This is a genomic window from Elusimicrobiota bacterium (assembly GCA_026388095.1).
In the GTDB taxonomy this organism is placed as follows: domain Bacteria; phylum Elusimicrobiota; class Elusimicrobia; order UBA1565; family UBA9628; genus UBA9628.
In genome coordinates this window covers 1-19,901 of sequence record JAPLKL010000041.1, presented here as the reverse complement: position 1 = coordinate 19,901, position 19,901 = coordinate 1, and the positions used below count along the sequence as shown (strand labels likewise).

At 67.2% G+C, this 19,901-nt stretch carries 7 protein-coding genes; 5 read left to right on the top strand and 2 right to left on the bottom strand.

Going from position 1 to position 19,901, the window contains the following annotated elements:
- Nucleotides 1-23: 23 nt before the first annotated feature.
- Nucleotides 24-1,676: a hypothetical protein gene (locus tag NTY77_09385; protein ID MCX5795692.1), complete on the top strand. Its 1,653-nt coding sequence runs from the start codon at nt 24-26 to the stop codon at nt 1,674-1,676.
- A gap of 13 nt (nt 1,677-1,689) precedes the next feature.
- Here NTY77_09385 and NTY77_09380 read toward each other — a convergent pair whose 3' ends face one another.
- Nucleotides 1,690-2,199, bottom strand: coding sequence for an SRPBCC family protein (locus tag NTY77_09380; protein ID MCX5795691.1), 510 nt, complete (start codon nt 2,197-2,199; stop codon nt 1,690-1,692).
- 39 nt (nt 2,200-2,238) lie between these two features.
- The gene (locus NTY77_09375; protein MCX5795690.1) at nt 2,239-3,111 is read right to left on the bottom strand and encodes a hypothetical protein; all 873 of its coding nucleotides are present in this window, start codon (nt 3,109-3,111) and stop codon (nt 2,239-2,241) included.
- Between the two features lie 104 nt (nt 3,112-3,215).
- Here NTY77_09375 and NTY77_09370 point away from each other — a divergent pair, with 104 nt between their 5' ends.
- From NTY77_09370 to NTY77_09355, 4 genes are all read left to right on the top strand, one after another.
- Complete coding sequence (locus NTY77_09370) at nt 3,216-4,442, top strand: hypothetical protein (protein ID MCX5795689.1); 1,227 nt, start codon at nt 3,216-3,218, stop codon at nt 4,440-4,442.
- Between the two features lie 193 nt (nt 4,443-4,635).
- Nucleotides 4,636-7,221 carry a hypothetical protein gene (locus tag NTY77_09365; protein MCX5795688.1) on the top strand — a complete coding sequence of 862 codons (2,586 nt, stop codon included), beginning with the start codon at nt 4,636-4,638 and terminating at the stop codon, nt 7,219-7,221.
- Between the two features lie 115 nt (nt 7,222-7,336).
- Nucleotides 7,337-10,702 carry a hypothetical protein gene (locus NTY77_09360; GenBank protein MCX5795687.1) on the top strand — a complete coding sequence of 1,122 codons (3,366 nt, stop codon included), beginning with the start codon at nt 7,337-7,339 and terminating at the stop codon, nt 10,700-10,702.
- Nucleotides 10,703-10,851: 149 nt separating this feature from the next.
- Complete coding sequence (locus NTY77_09355) at nt 10,852-19,761, top strand: hypothetical protein (protein ID MCX5795686.1); 8,910 nt, start codon at nt 10,852-10,854, stop codon at nt 19,759-19,761.
- Nucleotides 19,762-19,901: the final 140 nt, after the last annotated feature.

Below are 19,901 nucleotides of genomic sequence, written 5' to 3'. Positions count from 1 at the left end.
AGCCCAAGCAGAGGGCTAGCGCTATGCCTGACAAAGACGACTCCAAGCTCCCCAAAGAGGATGTCCCTGCCGCTGATATCCCGAACCTGAAGAAGAAGGAAGAGGAGCGCAAGAAGACCGGCGCGGCCTGGGGCAGCGCCAAGCCGGCCGGGGCTCCTTTCAGCGGCGCCACCGGCGGGGGCGCCCGGGCCGCGGCCAGCATCGCCCGGGCCGCGGCCAGCGCGGCGCGGGGTCTGGGAGTCGGCGCGTTGGGGGAGGCCGGAGCCGGGCTCGGGGCTGGGGCCGGGGCCGGGACCGGGTTCTTCGCCGGTCTCTTCGCCCAGGTCGGGGGCTTCTTCTCGGCCATGACCGCGACCTTGCTGGGGAAGGCCGCAGTCTTGGCCGCGGCCGCTCTCGTCGCCGGCCTGGCCGCGGTCGTCGGCTATCGTCTGATGCATGGCTCCTTCAGGGGTGAGGGGAGCGGCTCGCTGCCGGACCTGGGCGGCATCGCCTCCTCGGGAAAGATCAGCCGCCAAGCCGGCGACGCGGGGCTGGGCATGGCCCCGTCCGGCGATGGGCTGCTGGCCTCCGACGGGCAGTCCCCGTCCGCCAGCGCGGCGGGGCCCGGGGCCGGGGGCACGCCGGAGGAGGAGGGGCTGCCCTCGGAGGGGGCCGGCGCCAGCTCGGAGCTCCGCAACGGGATGCCCGTCGACAAGATGGCGCATGACCTCAGCGGCTCCAAGCTCAGCAGCGGCTTGGGCCGACAGGTCGGCGCCGGCTCCGCCCTCGCCGGCGGTCCCGGCGCCGGCGGCGGCGCGGACATGCAGAAGTCCCTGGCCGAGTCCGGCATGCTCGGGCAATTCGGGCAGAGCGCGGCCAAGGCCGGCACGGGCGGGTCTTTGCAGGCCAAGAGCCCCCGGATGGGACAAGGCATGAAGCTCAAGCACTTGGGCAATTCCCCCAGCAGGTCTTTGGCCCTGCTGCGCGGCATGGCGTCGAAATACAATCCCGCCATCCGGGCCAGCGGCCGGGTCACCGAGGCCAACTCCGCGGCGGCTTCGAGCCAGTTCTTGGCCACCGAGCTCATCGGCGGCACCCCGCCCACTTCTCCGACCGACCAGACCGCCAGCGGCACCGGCAGCGGCACCGGCAGCGGCACCGGCAGCGGGACGGGCGCTCCCGCTTACACCCCCACCATCGACCACCCTTCGTGCGATTACGAGGCGGGCGCCTATTGGAACGGGCACGCCTGCGTCACCACCAATCCGAACGGCCAGAACTCCACGCCCTGGCAGAAGCTGGTGGATGACACCACGCAGATGGTCTACACGGCCGCCAGCCTGCTCGCGATGTCAGCCGTCCTGTCCATGCTCGCCGAGATGTTCAATATCCCGTATACGGCATGGTTGTATTGGACTCTCTGCTACATCGCGGATATCCTTGGCGTCATCGGCACCCTCATGGGCATGATGATCGTCTCCAACGGCGCGCAGATCAATTCCATGGGCGGCGCGCCTCAAGGCACCATGTTCATGATCGCCGGAGGCATCACCGTGCTCGACGGGATGCTCGCCACCTATTTCGCGTGGAACGGAGGCTCGGCCGAGGACCTGGCCGTGGTCCTGGCCATCGTCGCCGCCCTCGCGGGCGTATCGAGCGTGATCGGCAAGGCCTTGGGCGGGAAAGCCGGAGGCTAGGCGGACGCCGCTCTCAGGGCAGGACCGCTTCCCTCAGACGGGCGAGCACGTTGCGGGCCTGCTCCTCGGCGTTCCTTTGGACCCGCGACTCGGAGTACAAAAGCTGCAGCAGCCTGCCCGGCGTCTCCACATCGCTCGCGAACCCGACCCGCGTGGAGAGCTGGCCCTTGGGCTCGATGGTGAAAGCCATGGCTGCGGTGTAGTTCAAGATCCATCCAGACCGCTGGGTCCCGAGGGCGATGCTCCTCAGAGGGACCCATTCCAGGATGCGCCAAGCCAAGGGCCTCTCCCGGCTGCCGCGCCTAGTCAATCCATACTTGTCCGGGTCCTGGCTCATCACCACGACCGCGTTCTCGCCGGGGACCGAACCCTCGGCTAGACGGAAGGTGCAGGTCAGGGGAAAGGAGGGGCGCAGCGGGCTTCCGATTTCGAGCGCCTTTCCCCAGTTGCTGAAATCGGAGATGAAGTCCCAGATGCGCTGGGGGGAGGCCTCGATGTCAAGGTACTTTTCGCAAGCGGGCATTTGGTCTTCCAGCAAGGTATAACACAGCCGCTGGGGCTGTCAAGGCCCCCGGCGTCCGGGACGCCGCGGCGCCAGAGAATCCAGCGCTTTGCGCGCCAGCCGGCTCTCCATGGCCAGGACGCGGGGCGAGGCCCAGCCCAGCGCGCGCGGCAGCAGATAAACGGGCACGGCCAGGCCCGAGACGGCCAGCGCCAGGAGCAGCTTCGCCCGCCGGGAAGGCGCGAACGGCGTCTGGCCGCGCAGGCGCCGCAGCTCCGCCAGCAAAAGCGCGCTGCCGATGAGGACGAAGGGCATGACCACGAGCCTGGCCGGCCCCTTGGCGAAGGGGACGAAGGCGGTGGCCGCGGCCGGGACCCAGAACGCCGTCAGCCTGCCCGTGACGGGCCAGAACCGGCCGCGGATGTAATGGCAGCTCTTGAGCAGGGCGTCGAAGCCGCCGATTCCCTCGCTGAGGTAGATGAAGGGGGCGAAGCACAGGTACACCGAAAGGACCAGCCCCGGGACCACGAGCAGGAATAAGCCGCCCGCGCACGCCGCCCCCACCAGCAGGCAGACCCACGCGAAACCCGCCATCCTGGCCCAGGCCGCGTCGAAGCACTCCTTGGCGCCCGGGCCGCGCTCGGGGTCCACGAGGCAGAGCCCGAGGGCGACTTGGGCCCACAAGAAGACGGCGCTGGCCAGGAAGACCGCGCAGGCCGTGGAGAAGATGAAGGCTTCCCACGACCGGCCGGGCGCTTGCCGCAGCAGGACCAAGAACAGCAGGAGCGGGACGACCACGGCCGCGGCCAGCGTGGCGGCCGCTCCGATGGCGATTATGGAGGCCACGGTCCGCCAGCGGGCGCGATAGATCAGGAGGGCGCGCTGGAACATGACGTCGAAGCTGGGCAGAGCCGGCTGGACTGCGTCCGCCATGGTGACCGATTATATCAAGAAAAAGCCGTGTTTCAAAAAAATGCTTGCCGGTATTGACAATTTTTGTGGGTCATATTACACTATCATCGATCAGGCAAAAGAACATGTCCGATTTCCTGGAGCGCAACAAGAAGAGGGGAATCCTGGGGATGTGGCTGCGGGGCCGCCGGGTCCTGGTCGCCCTGCTTTGCCTCACCGCGGTATCCCTCGCGCTCGTGTTCGTCTCGCGCTCGAACCTCCTCACCGGCTCGGCGGGCGCGGCCGGGTCCTTGTCCCGGCTGCGGGCCTCCTTCAGCGCGGTCAAGCGCGACCAAGGCCTGTCCTGGGCCACCATCTTCGGCCGCGGGCCGGCCGCGGCCGGCCCTTCCTCGGTGGAGTTCGTCCGGGGCGACGCCGCGGAGCTGGGCCTGGTCGCCTCCCCCGGCGCAGCGGCCAAGAGCGTGCGCGGCATCTTGACCCCGGAGGACGCCAGGCGCGCGGGCCGGGGCGTGGCGCTCAGCGACGAGGACCTGGAGGGCCAGCGCGCGGCCAGCGCGGACCTGGGCCAGCCCACGGCTTATGCCGGCCGCGGCTTCTTCGCCGGCAGCCAGGGGGCGGAGGGGCGCGCGGGCGAGGACCTGCGCGGCGCTCTCGACGGCTCCGACGTCCCGGCGGCGGGCGCGGGAGGGGTCCGGGGCGTGAGCCCCGGCCGGCTGCCCAAGGCCAAGGGCAAGGCGCTCTCCGTGGAAATGCGCGCGAGCATGGACCGCAGCCTGCTCGACAGCCGCGCCAAGTCCGTCACGGACCTGGTCCAGGCTCGCGACCGGGCGAGCGGCTCCCGCGCCCCGGACTGCACCGCTGCCACCGGCTGCACCACCGAATTCGCGGCCGCCAACCTGGGCGCGGTCTACGACGGCAACCAAGTCAAGGCCGCCAGTCCTTCATCCCTGAGCACCCCCCAAGTGGACGGGACGTCCCAGCTCTCGCCGGCCGAGGCCCGGGGCGCCGGCGCCCCGGATGAGGCGGACCAGGTCCTGAAGGACCTGCAGACCTGCCGGCGGGCCGACGCGGATTATTCGGCGCGGGAGAAGGAGCTCTCCCTGGCGCTCCAGGCGCGCATCGAGCAGTTCCGGGCTTTGGGCTGCCCGCCGAGTTGGGGCTCCCGGGAGAGCCGCCGCCGCTGCGACGAGAAGGCCGCCGAGGTGACGGCCTCCTGCAGGCTCTACAATGCGGCGCAGTGCGCGCACATCGAGGCCTGCCCGTTGACCGCCTCGGAGGGCTGCACGCTGACGGACTGCGATTCGCTACTGCCGCCCGCCCCCTCGCGCTCCTTCTTCACAGGGCTGTTCTGAGGGGCCCTTTTTAAGCCCTATTCCGCTTTTCCCTCGGGCTTGGTTTAAATTCGGTAAAAAGTGCTTGGCACTATTGACAATCTCTAGGGGCCATATTACACTATCCTCGATTCCGTCGAGTGGAGTCGCGCATCTTAGAATCGTTTTCGCGGGTCTTTCTTGATATGTAGAAGGCAGGCCTAGGAGAACCTTTATGGACCAGAAACCGAAGATCCCCACCCTCAAGGATTCCCAGAAACCCCAGGTCCGGATCAAGGGACTCGCCGCGAGGCTTTCCCTCGTGGAACGCATCAAGCAGTTCAAGAAGAAGGACCTGGCCTTCATCCTGGCGGGTCTGGGCGTGCTGTTCATGGCGCCTTTGGCCGAGCATTTCATGATGAGCCCGGAGAACGCGGGCGACGGCACCTTCAAGCCGGGCTGGGACTTCATGAACAAGGGCGGCCGCTTCGGGGACGGGAGTTCCCCCTTCGAGCCCGGAGTCAACGGCATGGCCCCCGGCAGCTTCGCCGGCAGCGGCGGCGACGTGATCACGCCCCTCAACGTGCGCGACCCTTCCGCCTTGGTCATGGGCCCCGGAGCCGCTCAGCAGCCCGCGGCGACCGCCACGGCGGCGGCGCCTGCGGCCAAGGAGAACACGGACTGGAAGGACGCCATCGCCAACGCGGCGTCCAAGGGCGCGTCGGCGGCGACCAAGGCCGCCAGCCTGCCCGTGCCCAAGCCCGCTTTGACCAACGCGGGCCTGCGCGGCCTGAGCGCGGGCTCGGGCGGGGGTGGAGGCGCCAGCTGGGCGCCGCCGCCGATCAACGCGCATGCGCCCAACACGGCCGCCCAGAGCAATTCTTTGGGTTACGTGAGCAAGATGCCGGGCTACGCGGGAGTGGGGGCCCACAGTCCGACGGGCGGCAGCGCGAGCTCCTTGGCCGCATTGAAGAAGGCCGCGGACAACGCGGGCAACGCCCTCAACCGGCAGGGCTCGGCCGTCAACGCCGCCGAGCAGGCCGCCGGGATGAACATGCCGACAGGCTCCGGCGGCGGCATAGGCGAGGGCGGGTCGGGCAAGGACGACAAGGGGGGCAGCGGCAACGGGAACAAGGACTCCAAGTCTTTGGGCGAGTCCTTGGCGTTCTTGGCCGCCAAGGAGAACCAGCAGAAGGCCATAGACCTCTACTGGAAGCTCAAGGAGAAGGAAGCCATGCTCTGGCCCGACCTCAAGCAGAAGATGCTCGAGGAGGCCGTGATGACGCCCTTCAAGGCGCTCACCGCCGGCATCGCCGACGCGGTCAAGCAGATCGGCTCTGATGCTCCTGGCACCTCCTATTACCAGTGCGACGGCGGCAAGAACTTCCCAAGCTCCACCAAGACCTGCGGCAAGGATGTCACCGGTGCGTGCTGCCAATTCAGCCAAGGCACTTTGTATATCTGTTTCGACGCTTATAGTCCGCCTATCCCTCAAGGCGGCTATTCCTGCTCGAAGCAGAAAGGAGACGCGTCGGATGCCAAGCCGAAAGCGGAGGTCGCGCCGAACAATGCCAACGTCCCCGGCACCGATCCCACCAAGCCGAGGACCTCGGTCCCCGGCGGCATGACGGGGAACTACGACAAGCTCTGCAACGACATGGCCGCCGCGCAGGACGAGACCTACAAAGCGGTCAGCCAGCCGGTGGCGCGGGCCTATGCCGCGGTCATGGCCGCGAACAACGCGATGTCCGGCAACGTCAAGAGCGTGCAATGCGGCCAAGCGACGGTGGAGAATTTCGTGCCGGAGGGCAACATCGCAGGCAGGCTGACGAAGAGCAATCAGGATTACGTGAAGGCGGGGTACCTCAAGCTCACCGATGCCGACAACCTGCTCCAGAAGAACATCGAGGCGCTCAAGACCGGCGAGACCAACAAGGTCAAGGAGGATGTGACCAACAAGCTCGATGGCACCACTCCGCCCCAGCCTACGACGGTCGCTGAAGCCAACACCCTGCTGACTAATACCATCAAGCCCGCGGTCGCAGGTTGGAAGGACCCCGAGCTGTGCGCCGGCTGCGCGGATAACGACGGGAAGGTCACCGAGGCCCAGAAGCAGGCCCAGAAACAGTTCGCGGCGGGGATCCCGGAGGTCCAGAAGACGCAGGACCAGATCGACAAGGTCATCGCGGCATTGAACAAGGCCAAGGGCGATACCAAGGAGGCTCGGGGCGCGCTGTCAGGGGTGCCCGCATCCGGCAAGAAGCTGGAAGGCTGCGGCACGGACGCGAAGGGCTGTTTTGAAAAATACATCAAGTCCGCTGAGGGAGGGATCACTGACGCCCTCCAGCAGGCCTGCGGCAACCCGGACTGCACGCCGAAGGATTCCAAAGCCGCCGGAGGCTTGCAGAAGACCGCCAACCTGCAGATGGATGCCTTGAAAAAGGGCGGGGGCGAACCTGCCAAGAGCAATGAGGTGGCGCTGTCCCAGACCTTGCAAGGGTACGTGAACTACGGCCGAGGCCTGAGCAACGAAGGTCTGGCGGGCGATAAGAACGTCGGTCTCGTCAAGTTGCAAGAGAATGTGGCCTCCAAATTGGAGGAGATCCCGGCGACGCCTCCGGTGGCCGACCTGAAGGCCAAACTCGGGGAGATTGCGACCGCCGTCAACGGCGAGCGTGACCTTGCCACGGCGGGCTATGATGGCGCAGTATCCCAAAAGACCACTGCCGACCTGCAGAGGCTCGGGACTGAGAGCCTGTGCGGTGGAAGCAGCACCAGCGACGCCTGCGTGCCAGGAGGGGCGACCGCGAAGGTCAAATGAGCGGCGAAGTGAGCGGACCTAGGCCCTTTGGCCCTTGCCGTAAGGACTCGATTGGAGGCAACATATAGTCGGACCAGCTCAAAACATAGAAAGTCGTAGTCTTTCGGAGAAAGCCATGAACCCCAAATCCCGCATGGTCATTTTTGCCGTATTGGCCCTCGCAGCCCCCGCGCTCCTGCCGAGCCTCTCCCAGGCCAGCATGATGGTCAACGGCAAGCCTTACTATTGGGACCCCGCCACCTCGACCCAGCAGACCGTGACGCCCGTCGAGGTCCCCGGCAATCCCGCTTGGATGCAGGTGACCAGCAAGTCCGACGGCAAGACCTACTACGTCCCCAAATCCAAGGTCGTCGCTCTCGCCGAGAACAAATCCTGCGAGCTCTATGACGCGGTGGGCGCCGCGAAGGCGCTGGACAACGTCGAGCTCTACAGGTTCAAGACGACGGAAAGAGTGGATAACGAACCCTACGTGTTGAACTACGTCATCGTGTTCAACCATTCCCTCGCTCTCTTGGCGGACCGGAGCGGGTCCAAACCGTTGGCTCTGGACTTGAAGGCTCCGGCCGCGGTCACCGAGAATCGGCCCCCGGGGCTCCCGGCCACCCTTTACGTCTCGGTCATGCAGATGATCAAGGACAAGAACCCCGGCGAATACAAGAAGATAAAGGAAGGGGGCGAGGCCGCGACGCGGAAGGTCTACGCGGCCATGAACGAGGCCGTCGCGAGCTACAGCAAGGCCCACCCGGGCAAGTCGCTCGATGCCAAGGGCATCCATGCCGCCCTGACCACGAGCGCCAAAGGCCAGAAGAGCCGGCTCCAGGCCGCCTTGGACGAGGACACGGCCGCTGCCGCCCCAAAACCCCCGACGCAGCTCGCCAACCAGACCGCACGGTCCGACGGAGCCGGCCAGCCGGACGAGAAGTCCGGCGGCAGCGAGACCAATCCCGTCACCATCCTCACGCGCAAGCTCATCAAGAGCCCCAAAGAGGTGGGCGAGTCCATGGCCGCCCGCATCGCCGATTACATCGTCGACGGCAACGCCCAGGGGTTCATCGCCAAGGACCTGAGGGACAAGCATCCGGAGGTCGTGGAGCGGATCAAGAAGCTGCCCGCCGCCTGGGTGGCGGCGAAAGTCAAGCAGGACGAGGCCGTAGCCGTCGCCCAGCTCTACTTCGTGATGGGCGCGGGCGACCAGGCCCCGTCCTGGCTGGCCGGCGACACCGCTTTGGCCGGCGCGTTGACGAACCAGAATGCCGAGCGCACGGCGAAGTTCATCGAGAGCATGAAGCCCTGGACCCGGACTCCGCCCGACGCCAATGGCGTGGGCCAGTGCACCCAGACCGACGCGGCGATCTGGGTGCAGAGCTTCCTGGGCACCGAGAAGGGCAAGGCGTCCTATGCCGCCAGCGCGGTCCAGATCAGCTCCGCCATCCTCAACAACCCCACGGTCCTCAAGGAGCTGGGCGAGATCGCCCACCAGATCCAATCCCGGGCCGAGGGCATCGCCGTGCCCACGACCGGGCCCGGCGCGGGGGGCGGCCAGCCCATCACGGGCTCGGCCAAGGGCTTCGACTACAACAGCCTCTTCCGCAGCGGCGCCAAGGTCGCTGAATTCGTCTACCAGGACGGCGACAAGGTCTCCCGCGCCATCTCCATCAAGATGTACACGGTCAAGGAGAACGGGGCTCTGGTCAACAAGATCGGCGTCTTCGACATCACCAACTCGGCGGACACCTTCGGCCAGAAGTTCTCCATCTCGGCCGGGGCCAACAAGACGACCTTCGCCCTGGACGACCGTGTGGCGGGCAAGCCGAAGTACACGCTGGAGTTCACCCCCAGCGGCGGCGACACGTTGATCACCTTCGGCCGCGAGGACAATGCCAAACAGATGCAGACCTCGGTGTCGCAGCTCTTCACGCTGCGCGCCCAGCAGGCCATCGACGAGGGCAACGTCACCAAGGTCGGAGACAAGTCCTACTATGTGCTGGGGCAGGGCGGGGCCAAGGGCTCGCTGCTCTTCTTCCCGAGCGACCTCAAGGACAGCCTGGCTTCGGGCGGGAACCTGTCTCCCGAGATGGCGGCTGAGGTCAACCAGCGCGGTCCGGACGGAGGCAACCAGAGCATCCCGTACAAGGTGGGCCGGGATCTGGGCACTGCCGCCGACGGCAAGCCGTACCATCTGGAGTTCAACAGGGACAACGGCTATTGGGAGGTCAAGGATGGGCCAGGCGACCAGGACCCCGCCCCCGGGGCCGCCACCTCCACCACCACGGCGACGGGCGGACAGACCGGCGGCACCGGCCCCAAGCCGGGGACCCTCTTAGAGACCGTCAAGGCCACCTTGCGGGGGGGCAACTACGAGATCGACCCTATCAGCAAGGACTTGAACCAGGATCTCAAGGATAAGGAGATCGAGATCTGGACCTTTAAGCTGGCCGGCAAGCCCCCGCTGGGCTACTGGCATGTCTGGATCTTCCCTGCGGAGCTCTCCTCGGCGCGCAACATGCCCATGCCGATGTCGGCGGAGCTGCCGCTCAGCGAGACGGCCGACGAGCTCCACCTCATCGACGGCCACGTCGTCGCCATCACGCGGTCGTGGGAGACCCTTTTCTATGACCTGGCGAGACCCGCGAAGGTGGTGATCGAGGATGACAAGGCCAAGAACCATCCCTTCGAGAACGTCGGCAAGATCAGCAAGTCCTCGTTCAACATCTCGGACGCGGCGCTGTTCAAGTCCACCTTGGACCTGAGCAAGTTCCCCTTGAAGGGCAAGACCGCCCAGGACGTCCAGAAGAACCTCGACGCCGTGATGAAGCTCAGGGAGGGGACGGAGATCTACACCATCCAGGGCGGCATGGACTCGGGGACCATCGACATCCACCTCGGCGGCAACCGGCTCTTCGGCCAGTTCTGGCCGAAGATCGCGGACAACCTCAACTCCGCGGCCGGCCACGCGGACACCGCGGGCCCGGGCCATGCCTTCGACTTCGCTCTGGTCCCGGACGTGCCGTTCCAGGACCAGGCCAGCATCCTCGAGGAGAAGGACGTCAACCCCGCGGAGAGCGTGGTCGTCATCGCCAAGGCGGGCGACGACACGGCCCGGCTCTACGCCAACGGCGACAACAGCCGGTGGTATCTCGCCTACCGCTTCGCCATCCTCGACGACAAGGGCAAGACGGTGGAGGTCCGGCGCAACGGCCGCCCCGGCTTGGCTTTCGCAAGCGACCCCAAGCTGCACATGCCCATCCCGGCGGTCCCGATCGAAAAGGTCGGACTGCGGGGGCTCAAGAACCAAGGTATCCCGGACGGCCAGTTCCGCTACGCCGGCAAAGCGGAGAAAGGCCTTTGGTACGCCGTCAAGCGGAAGGGCGGGACCCCGGAGAATGAGACGAAATCCGCTGACAACTGCCTGGGCCCGGTCGTCTGGTGGGGCATGGATGAGCCGGCGGCCTTGAAGGCCTGCAAGGACGACAAGCTCTGAGGTCGGCGCGCACGGGGCGGCCCTGACGCTGGGCCGCCCCTTTTTTTTGGGCCCTTCGGCCCAGGCCATCTGGGCCTTAATCCCCCAAGGGCTATGGGCCCTCGGGTCCCTGGCGGAATGGGACTTCCCACTGCTACACTATGGACGCCATGAGTCTCCGGGACCTGCCGCGCAGGAGCCTCGCCGTCGGGCTCTGCCTCTGCCTGCTGACCCCGCCGCCCGGCTGGGCCCCCCTGCTGCGCGCCGCCGACCCGCCGCCCGCCGGCCCCACCAAGGTCAGCGTCACTCCCAAGCAAGTCCTCGACTACCTCGAGAAGCGCCACGCCTTCGACGGCGACAATCAGAAGCTGCGCGACTTCGTGGGCACGGACGGCTTCATCACCCCTTTCGGCGCGGTCCTCTACAAATACCTCAAGAGCCGGCCGGATTCGGCCGCGGACGAGGAAGTGCAGGGCATGCAGGACTCGTTCAAAGCCCTGACCAAGAACGGGACATACAAGGAAAAGGAGGACGCCTACCAGAAGGCCTTCCAGACGGCCCTGCAGCGCTACAACGAGAAGTTCGGCGACCTCCCGGCGGTCCCGGGCGGGTCCGCGGAGGACACCTTCGCGCTGGGCACTCTGCGCGAGGCCATGATGACCGGGGCCGCGGTCGTGGGCGCCCCCAAGGTCGAGTACACCCAGGTGGACCTCGGCCCCGAGCAGGGCTGGGCGTTCCGGGATAAGGACGGCGTGGCCTTCGTGCTCAACAAGAACAAGGTCACCATCTACAACCGGGAGCTGCAGAAGATGCAGCGCGAGATCAACAAGACCCGGCCCCAGCAGGCCGCTTTCGTCCCCGAGACCGGCCGCTACAACTACGAGATGTTCGGGGTCAGCTACTGGCGCCTCAAGCTGCAGGCCGACCAGCTCGACCTCGCCACGCGCCTGGACCGCATGGTCCTCATGGCCGAGCTCCTGGGAGAGCAGAAGAAGGACCAGGTCTTCTTCGACCGCAACGACCCGGGCAAGGTCAACGCCGCCTTCGAGGCCGAGCTGATCCAGAAGGCCAAGGCCAAGACCTACAGCCACAAGGGCAAGACCTACTCCCTCTGGGACATCGCCGAGGCCAAGACCCGGGTGCGCGACGGCTATCTCAAGAAGGCGGGCGAGGGCATCGCCTACTTCCAGGGCGAGATGGGCAAGTTCAAGGACGCCACCTCGATCACGGACTCGCAGGTCAAATCCATGGAGATGGGCGAGCAGTTCGTGATGCGCTACCTTTCGCTGGCCTTCCTGGAGGCCCAGAAATACGCGGTGCGCAGCCAGCTCGAGCGCCTCGACCCCGCCTCCCCGGACTCGAAGATGGTGGAGGCTGGCCTGGAGACCATGCCCCTGGACGCGGCCGCCAAGGGCCGCTACAAGGGCGAAGGCGACAAGCTCCGGGCGCGCCTGGAGCGCCTCCTGGCCGTGCTGGGCCGCGTCGAGGACGTGCTCTGCAAGACCGACTACGCCTCCAACCTCGACCTCGCTCAGGCGGCGCTGAACTCCAGCCAGAAGGAGATCGGCGAGATCGGGTCCAACTACGAGCTCTTCACGGCCGCGCCGGGCATGACTTTGGCCCTGCAGCAGCAGTCCGGCAGCTGGGCTCCCCAGTTGAACGGCTCGATCAATCCGATCGACTTCAACGGCTCGATCAAGCCGTGGAATTGGTCATCCCGGTGGTCCTGGGGCTTCTGGCACAAGGCCGCGGCCACCGTGGCGGGCGGGACCAGCTACGGCAAGAGCAGCGCGGACGTCAACCACGCCCTGCCCGAGTATCAGAAGATCGCGGGGATGATATCCAACGGCAAGTACTGGGACGCGCGCGCCGCCATCATCAAGCTCAACCCCGACGCGGTCTACGAGCACCCCACCATGTCCTTGAACGGCGAGACCCCCAAGGTCAACGACGCGGCGAGGCTCGCCGCCGCGCTCAAGGCCACCCGCGACAACATCACCAAGATCGCCGCCATCAACCGCTGGGTCGACACGGCCGGCAGCCTGATCACCTGGTCCGTGACCATCGGCTTGGGCGCTCCGCTCCTGCGCAAGGGCCTGGCCATCGTCGAGAATGTGGCCCTCAAGCTCGACCTCAAGCTCATCGCCGCCGTGGCCGAGCAGGCCCGCCTGCGCCTGGCCTCCTTGGAGGCCTCGCGGGAGACCATGAAGCCGGGGAACATGAAAGGCGGCGGGATGCAGGCCCTGAGGGAGTATCTGGTCCAAAGCACCAACCGGAGCATCAGCTTCGCCGGCCGCCAAGTGGTTTTCTCCTTGATGTCCGGGACCCTCTCCGGCGCGATGACGGCCTTGGGAGACCTCACGGGCCGGGCTCCCTTCAAGCTCAATCTCGGCATCGTCAAGTTCGGCGAGGGCGACTCGAACTTCAGCAACCCCGCCGACGCCTTCGCGCAGGGCTTCTCCGGCGGCGTGTACTGGGCCAACGACTCCTTCCATCCCATGCTGGGCTACATCGGACTGCCTTCCAGCTACTTCGAGGGCGGCTCCCTGGCGGGCATCACCCAGACCCTCGGCGAGAGAGGCGCCATCGGCTCGCTCCAACAGGGCGCCAAGTGGGTGGTCGGCCAAGCCGCGGAGCGCTCCTCCTTGGTCGCCAACGTGACCGAGCACATCGGCGGCGCCTACAGCTCCGTGATCCAGGGCATCGGGGCCAAGTTCGGCGGCTCCGCGCTGGCCTCCGGCGTGGGCAAGGTCATGCAGTTCGCCTGGGGCACGGCCGACAGCCTGGCCAAGTACATGGTCTTCAGCGAAGGCGTGGGCTGGGCGGCCAAGAAGGTCAGCTGGTACGCGAACTTCAACGAGGCGGACGTGGTGCGCCCCGGGGCCTCGCAGGACGAGCTGGCCCAGCTCCAGGACATGCCGCTGGAAGTCATGGCGGGCCTGGAGCGGCGCATCAAGCGCTCCGAGAAGACAGGCGCGGCCTGGTCCGAGTCGCCGCTCTGGCTGCTCATCCCGACCTACCCGGCCAAGTACGAGGTGGCGGCCCAGTCCTTCCAGCGCAGCGCGCAGGGCGAGGACGAGTACATAAAGGCGGGCAAGGACGCCCAGCTGGCCAACGCGGAGGCGGACCTGAGCTACCTGCCCATGCTGGGCAAGAACAAGCCGCCCTTGATGCAGCGCGTCTTCAACTTCACCTACCACGGCTCCAAGGATGCCGACGCGAACTTCCTGGTCACCAAGGACATCAAGCGCCGCGCCATCGCCCGCGAGCTCAAGAAGTTCGTCTCGGGCGGCAACGCCGAGGCCGACCTCGGGACCATCAACCCGGAGGCCTTCCTCAAGATCTCGCGCTCCGACCCCGCCGAGCGCAAGATGATCGGCGAGCTCTTCAACACGGACGACGTGCGCATCGAGGCGCGCAAGCAGTGCGTGCTGGCCTTGGTCAAGAACCCGACCTTGGCCGAGCAGATCCTCGGCGCCAAGCCCGGCAGCAACGTGGAGGGCTTCGGCCGGGTCAACCCCGGCGTGCAGCGCGAGGTCGCGGCCATGATGCTCGAGGAGCTCCCGGCCGGCATCGCGGTCTCTCCCAAGATCCAGGGCCTGGCGCAGGGCTACATCCAGCGCTACCTCGATTCCAACAGCCTGGGCAAGGCCGGCGGCCCCGCCGAGAGGCTCCTCAAGACCAGCGCGGCCAACGTCCACGAGACCAAGGCCCAGGCCGAGGCTCTGGGCGGCTTCATCAAGGAGCTCAAGGACAACGTCTCCCAGTGGGGCCAGGACGTGGAGCTCCAGGTCACCAAGAAGTCCTACATGGACGTCACGCGGGACCTCAGCCAGAAAGTCGAGGCCAAGTTCAAGGCCGGCGCCCTGACCCAGGAGCAGTTCGACGCGCTCTCCAGCATGTTCAAGCTCATCGAGGCCCAGGAGGGGCGCTTCCAGAGCTTCAACAACGTGGAGACCACCCACGCGCTCGTCAACGAGGAGCTCTCCGCTCTGCGCGTGCAGTACGAGGGCAGCCCCGGGGTCCAGAAGCTGCTCGACACCTTCGGCGGCAAGCTGGCCAAGTGGCGCGACGCGGTCCCCGACGCCGCGCGCAAGACCACGGTGGCCGACGCCGCTCCCTTCAAGACCATGCTGGGCGAGTTCAACACGGGCATCAAGGAGGCCCTGAGCAGCCGCGCCATCTCGCCCGAGGACGCCGCGGCCCTGCGCACCGCGGTCAACAGCGACATGAAGGGCGCCCCCTACATCCTGCACGACTCCAAGAACACGGCCCTGAGCGGCTGGCGGCCCGGGCAGTTCGTCACCTACTTCGAGTCCCTGACCAAGGTCGTGGAGATGGGCAAGGGCGGGGCCCCGGTGCGCGGCTTCATGCGCCTGACCACGGGCGGGGGCAAGACTTTGCTCGCCTTCGAGGGGCTCATGCCCATCGCCGAGGCCGACGCGCGCATGCACAACATGGAGGTGGGCTTCTTCACGGTGCAGTCCAACCTCGACGCCCAGGCCCAATTGGAATGGCGCTCCTTGCGCAAGGTGGGCTCCAAGCTCGAGTTCGACACCTATGAGGGCCTCAAGTCCAAGATCGCGGAGGCCAAGAACAAGGGCGGCACCTACGTGGAGAAGGTCTGGATCCTGGGCGACGAGATGGACGGCGCGGCCCTGCAGCCGGCCCTGACCTTGGGCGAGACCACGGGCAAGATCACGCGCAAGAACTCGGTCTACACCCGCATGGAGGAGCTCAACACCCGCATGGAGCAGCTCCTGCAGCGCGACGCGGCCGAGCTCTCCGAGAAGGTCAAGGTCCAGGCCCGCCAGGCCCAGTCCGTCATCGACGGCCTGGACGTGCGCACCCCCGAGTCCCGGGCCGCGCGCGCGGCCACGGAGAAGCTGCTCAAGGCCGCCGAGCAGCTCTCCAGCGCGGACAGCCCGGCGGGGCGCATCAAGGCCGAGGAGGCCATCCGCACGCACCTCTCCGCGCTCAACGCGGCCATGTCCGCGCCGGGCCTGGCGACCTTCCCCGAGGCGCTCTCGCGCCTCTTCGCCAAGAGCCAGGAGGTCCAGACCGCGGTGGACGCGGCCCGCGCCCAGGCCACGCCCGAGAACCTGGCCGTGGTGCGCGAGCTGCTCGTCGAGCAGCAGAAGCTGCTCGGCTCCAAGGACTTGGCGGCCAGCGAGCAGGCCAAGGTCCTGCGCCGCTCCACGGGCGAGCTCCTCAATACTTTGGCCAACCCCCCGCAGGACGCCGACCTCGGAGCTTTGCTCAAGGAGGCCGTGGAGGCGCAGCAGAACGTCCTGCACTCCACCGCGCGCATCCCCGACGCCACCAAGGGCTCGGTGCAGGCGGCCGCGGCCAAGATCTCCTCTTTGCTCGACCAAGGCGTCGTGATGGACGCGGTCGCGCGCAAGGCCATGAACCAGGAGGTGTCCGACAACCTGACCCGGCAGGAGAACCTCCTGCCTCTGGTGGGCGGCGACGCGCAGGCGCGCGTGGAGAGCCTGCGCCTGGAGGCCACGGGCCTGCGCGAGAAGGCCGAAGCGCGCATCGAGACCCTCAAGCGCCAGATCGCGGGCTTAGACGAGCGGCTGGCCAAGACCACGGGCGAGAAGGGCGACCTGCTGGCCCAGAAGGGGGCCCTGCAGTCGGAGATGCGCCTGGCCCAGGGCGAGGTGGCTCTGGCCCAGCGCTTCGCGGGCGACCAGTTCGGCCATGCCCAGCGCCTGGTCGAGAAGGTCTTCGAGCTGCAGGAGCAGTTCCCGTCCCAGCAGGCCAAGTCCGAGCAGGCCGCAGGCGCGCCCAAGACCTTGGACGGCTACGTCAAGCGGGTCACCGAACTCGGCACGCTCCTGGAGCGGGCCGCGGACCTGCGCCAACGCATGGCGGCGGAGGCCAACCCGGAGACCTCGGCCTCCCTGCGCCAGAGCCTCGAGGGGGTGCAGGGCCAGATCGACCTGGTCAGCGGCAAGGTCTCCCGGTCTTTGCAGAGCGAGAAGGAGTTCGCGAGCCTGCGCAAGGGCGGCTCCGGGGCCGCCCCCGAGGTGGCCAAGCTCTTCGAGCTGGGCCAGCGCATGACGGCGTTGACGGAACGCATGGGCGAGACGGCCAAGTCCGGCGCGGTCCCGGGTTCCCTGACCACGGAGCTGCAGGCCCTGAAGGCCGAGACGCAAGGCATCAACGCGGGCCTGGGCCAGCGTCGCGGCGACGCCCGGCTCTCCGGCGCGCAGACCGACCTCGCCGCCCTGCGCCAGTCCTTCAGCCCCGAGCAGAACGCCGTCCTGGACGCCTACCAGGCCGACGTCTCCAAGCTCTACGAGGTGGGCCGCCGCATGGCGGCCGTGGACGACCAGATCCTCGACGCCACCAAGGCCGGCCGGCCCATCGAGCCGTTCCAGAAGGAGCTGGGCACGCTCCAGGCGGAGGCCGACGGCGTGCAGGCCGTGCTGGCCCGCTCGCGCGAGACGGCCCAGACGCGGATCACCGCCGCGGACCTCAGGGTCGCCGAGGCGCGCTTCAGCGACAACTCCAAGCAGATCCTGGACCTCATCAACAAGGGCGACGCCGAGAGCCAGGCCGCGGCCCTGCGCCTGCTGCAGGGCCGCAAGGCCCTCCTGGACGCCTACGCGGGCGCCGAGAACCCGCTCTACGGGATCTACAAGAAGATGAAGGCCGACGCCTTCGCCGTGGCGCGCAGCCCCATCTGGGAGCGCGATGAGGGGGAGGTGGCCAAGAAGGCCGTGGAGAAGTCCAAGGCCCTCATGACCGGCGGCGCCGAGGAGCTCAGCGCGGGCCTGAAGTCGGTCGAGGGCCTGGCCAAGCCCGGCGAGTCCGAGGCCGCCCTGAAGCTGCGCCAGCAGGCCGAGGCCATCCTGCGCACCCAGTCCGAGAAGTGGCAGGAGCTCTCCAGCCTCCCGCCCGGCGACCGGGAGGCCACGCTCAAGAGCCTGGGCGAGGCCATGGACATGGCCGGGCTGCACGCCACGGAGCGCGAGCGCTTCCTCAAGGCCCTGCGCGCGGCGCAGCCGGGCCTGGAGACCTCCTTCGTAGAGCGCCTGGAGTCCGTGTTCCAGGGCGCCGAGGCGCGCGAGGCGGCGCTCAAGACCGGGGTGGACGTGCAGCTGCGCAGCATGCAGATGACCCAGGACCGGGCCATCAAGCTCTACGACGAGCGCATCACCGGCCTGACCCGGGACTACTCCAAGCAGATGATGAAGGAGATCCTGGCCGACCCGCTGATGCCCGCGGGCCAGCGCGACAAGCTCTTCGCCGACGCGCTGACCTCGTACCTGTTCCCCAACAAGCAGTACCAAGTCGAGTGGTCCGTCTGGCCGCCATGGAAGCCGAAGCTGTCCATCCAGCCCAAAGGGAGCTGGGTGCGCGAGGAATTCATGAACCTGGTGCGCGGCTATTACGACGACATCGCCACGGTGCGCATGGACAACCTGACCCACAAGACCAACGTCATCCACAACGGGCAGTGGTTCGAGACCATGGACAACCCCACGCGCCGGTTCTGGGAGCTCGAATACGGCACCGACATCACCTTGCCCTACACGCACAAGGCCCTCTCCACCATCAAGGACGTGACCTCCAACAAGAAGACGCGCATGTTCGCCCTCTCGGCTACGGCCGGCGAGAAGTACATCAAGCATCTGGGCGAGAGCGGCATCTCCATCGGCGGCTCGGGCGCCAAGAAGCCGGCCAACCAGAGCGTGGACGTGCGCGAGGGCGAGGGCGGCAAGTACACGGGCGTGGCCGAGGCCATGCTCAAGGGCCAGCAGCGCTCGCGCCAGCTGGTGGCCGTGCGCCCCGGCGAGGTCCTGGCCCCGGAGGCCAACGCGCCGCCCGAGGTGCGCACCTACCTGGAGGCCCAGGGCCTGGCCAAGAAGGACGCCATGGTCATAGACCTGGAGAAGCTGCCCGACGGCCCGGTCTATGACTACTTCGCGATGCTGCGCGGCCGCCAGGGCGTGACCATGGAGGGCGGCCGCTTCGTCTCCATCAAGACGCCCGATGTCCTGGCCCGGGCGCCGGAGCCGGTCAAGGCCTTCCTGGAGAGCCAGGGCCTTTCCGGCCAGAAGGAATCGGTGATCGACATCAGGAGCATCTCCGACATCGGCGTGCGCGACTACCTGGCCGGGGTGAGCCGGCCGCAGGGCTCCACGGCTTTGGTGGTCATCAGCCTGCCCGACACGCGGGCCCTGAAGACCGTGCGCAAGTACCTGATCAAGTCCGGCTTGGCCTCGGAGAGCGAGATCGCGCAGGTGTTCTCGGACGCGGAGTACCTGCGCCTCAACCGTCCGCAGGCCAACGTGGCCGAGCAGATGAACCTCTCGGGCATGAAGTCGGGCAAGGTGAAGGTCCTGCTGCTCGACACCCGCGTGGGCGGCCGCGGCCTGGACCTGGACTACAAGGGCGACAAGGGCGACCCGCGCCTCGACGCCTTCAAGGGCTACACCAACTACGAGATGCTGGTCATGGACCCGAACAAGATGAGCGCGGTGCATCTGCTGCAGGCCGAGGGGCGCATCGACGTGGGCCGCGTGCTGCTGGGCGCGCAGCGCAACTTCCGCCTCATGATGGACATCAAGACCCTGCAGAAGGACGCGACTTTCGAGGATATGTACCGCAACAACGACGTGTTCGTGAACCTGCGCAACGACCCGTCCGTGCACGAGTTCGCCCAGGCGCAGTCCGTCAAGCTCGGCCATTCGGTCGAGGTGGACTGGGCCCTCATCGATTCCTACGTCAAGCAGATGGAGCGCACCCGATTCGAGACGCTCAAGAGCGACCCGCAGGTCATCGAATTCGCGGCCAAGAGCAGCAAGCCCGTGAGCCTGGACCTCATCCACGACTTCATGACCTGGCGGCTGGACGAGGCGCGCAAGTCAGGCGACACCGGGGGCGTGGACTGGGTGGCCAAGAACAACCTGGTGGAGCGCTACAACCAGGTCATCAACGAGAACCTCGACCGCAAGCAGCAGCTCATCGAGGAGGACCAGCTGCGCCAGTCCTCGGTCCTGCAGGACAAGCCCATCTCCGACCCCAAGCTGCGCTGGCTCGACCAGCTCCAGCGCGGCCGCTGATTCGGGGACACAATACTTGAGCCTCTCGTAAAAAGTCCCGGCCGCATGGGCTTGGGTTCATAAACCGGCCGCGCGACTCGCAGAGTCGCGCGGAACCGACGGCCGAAGGCCGGCGGAAATGCATCTGGGGCGGACCTCGT

Excerpts from the sequence above, each read along its gene's own strand:
- NTY77_09385 (MCX5795692.1), top strand. The coding sequence starts at position 24 with ATGCCTGACAAAGACGACTCCAAGCTCCCCAAAGAGGATGTCCCTGCC.
- NTY77_09380 (MCX5795691.1), bottom strand. The coding sequence starts at position 2,199 with ATGCCCGCTTGCGAAAAGTACCTTGACATCGAGGCCTCCCCCCAGCGC.
- NTY77_09375 (MCX5795690.1), bottom strand. The coding sequence starts at position 3,111 with ATGGCGGACGCAGTCCAGCCGGCTCTGCCCAGCTTCGACGTCATGTTC.
- NTY77_09370 (MCX5795689.1), top strand. The coding sequence starts at position 3,216 with ATGTCCGATTTCCTGGAGCGCAACAAGAAGAGGGGAATCCTGGGGATG.
- NTY77_09365 (MCX5795688.1), top strand. The coding sequence starts at position 4,636 with ATGGACCAGAAACCGAAGATCCCCACCCTCAAGGATTCCCAGAAACCC.
- NTY77_09360 (MCX5795687.1), top strand. The coding sequence starts at position 7,337 with ATGAACCCCAAATCCCGCATGGTCATTTTTGCCGTATTGGCCCTCGCA.
- NTY77_09355 (MCX5795686.1), top strand. The coding sequence starts at position 10,852 with ATGAGTCTCCGGGACCTGCCGCGCAGGAGCCTCGCCGTCGGGCTCTGC.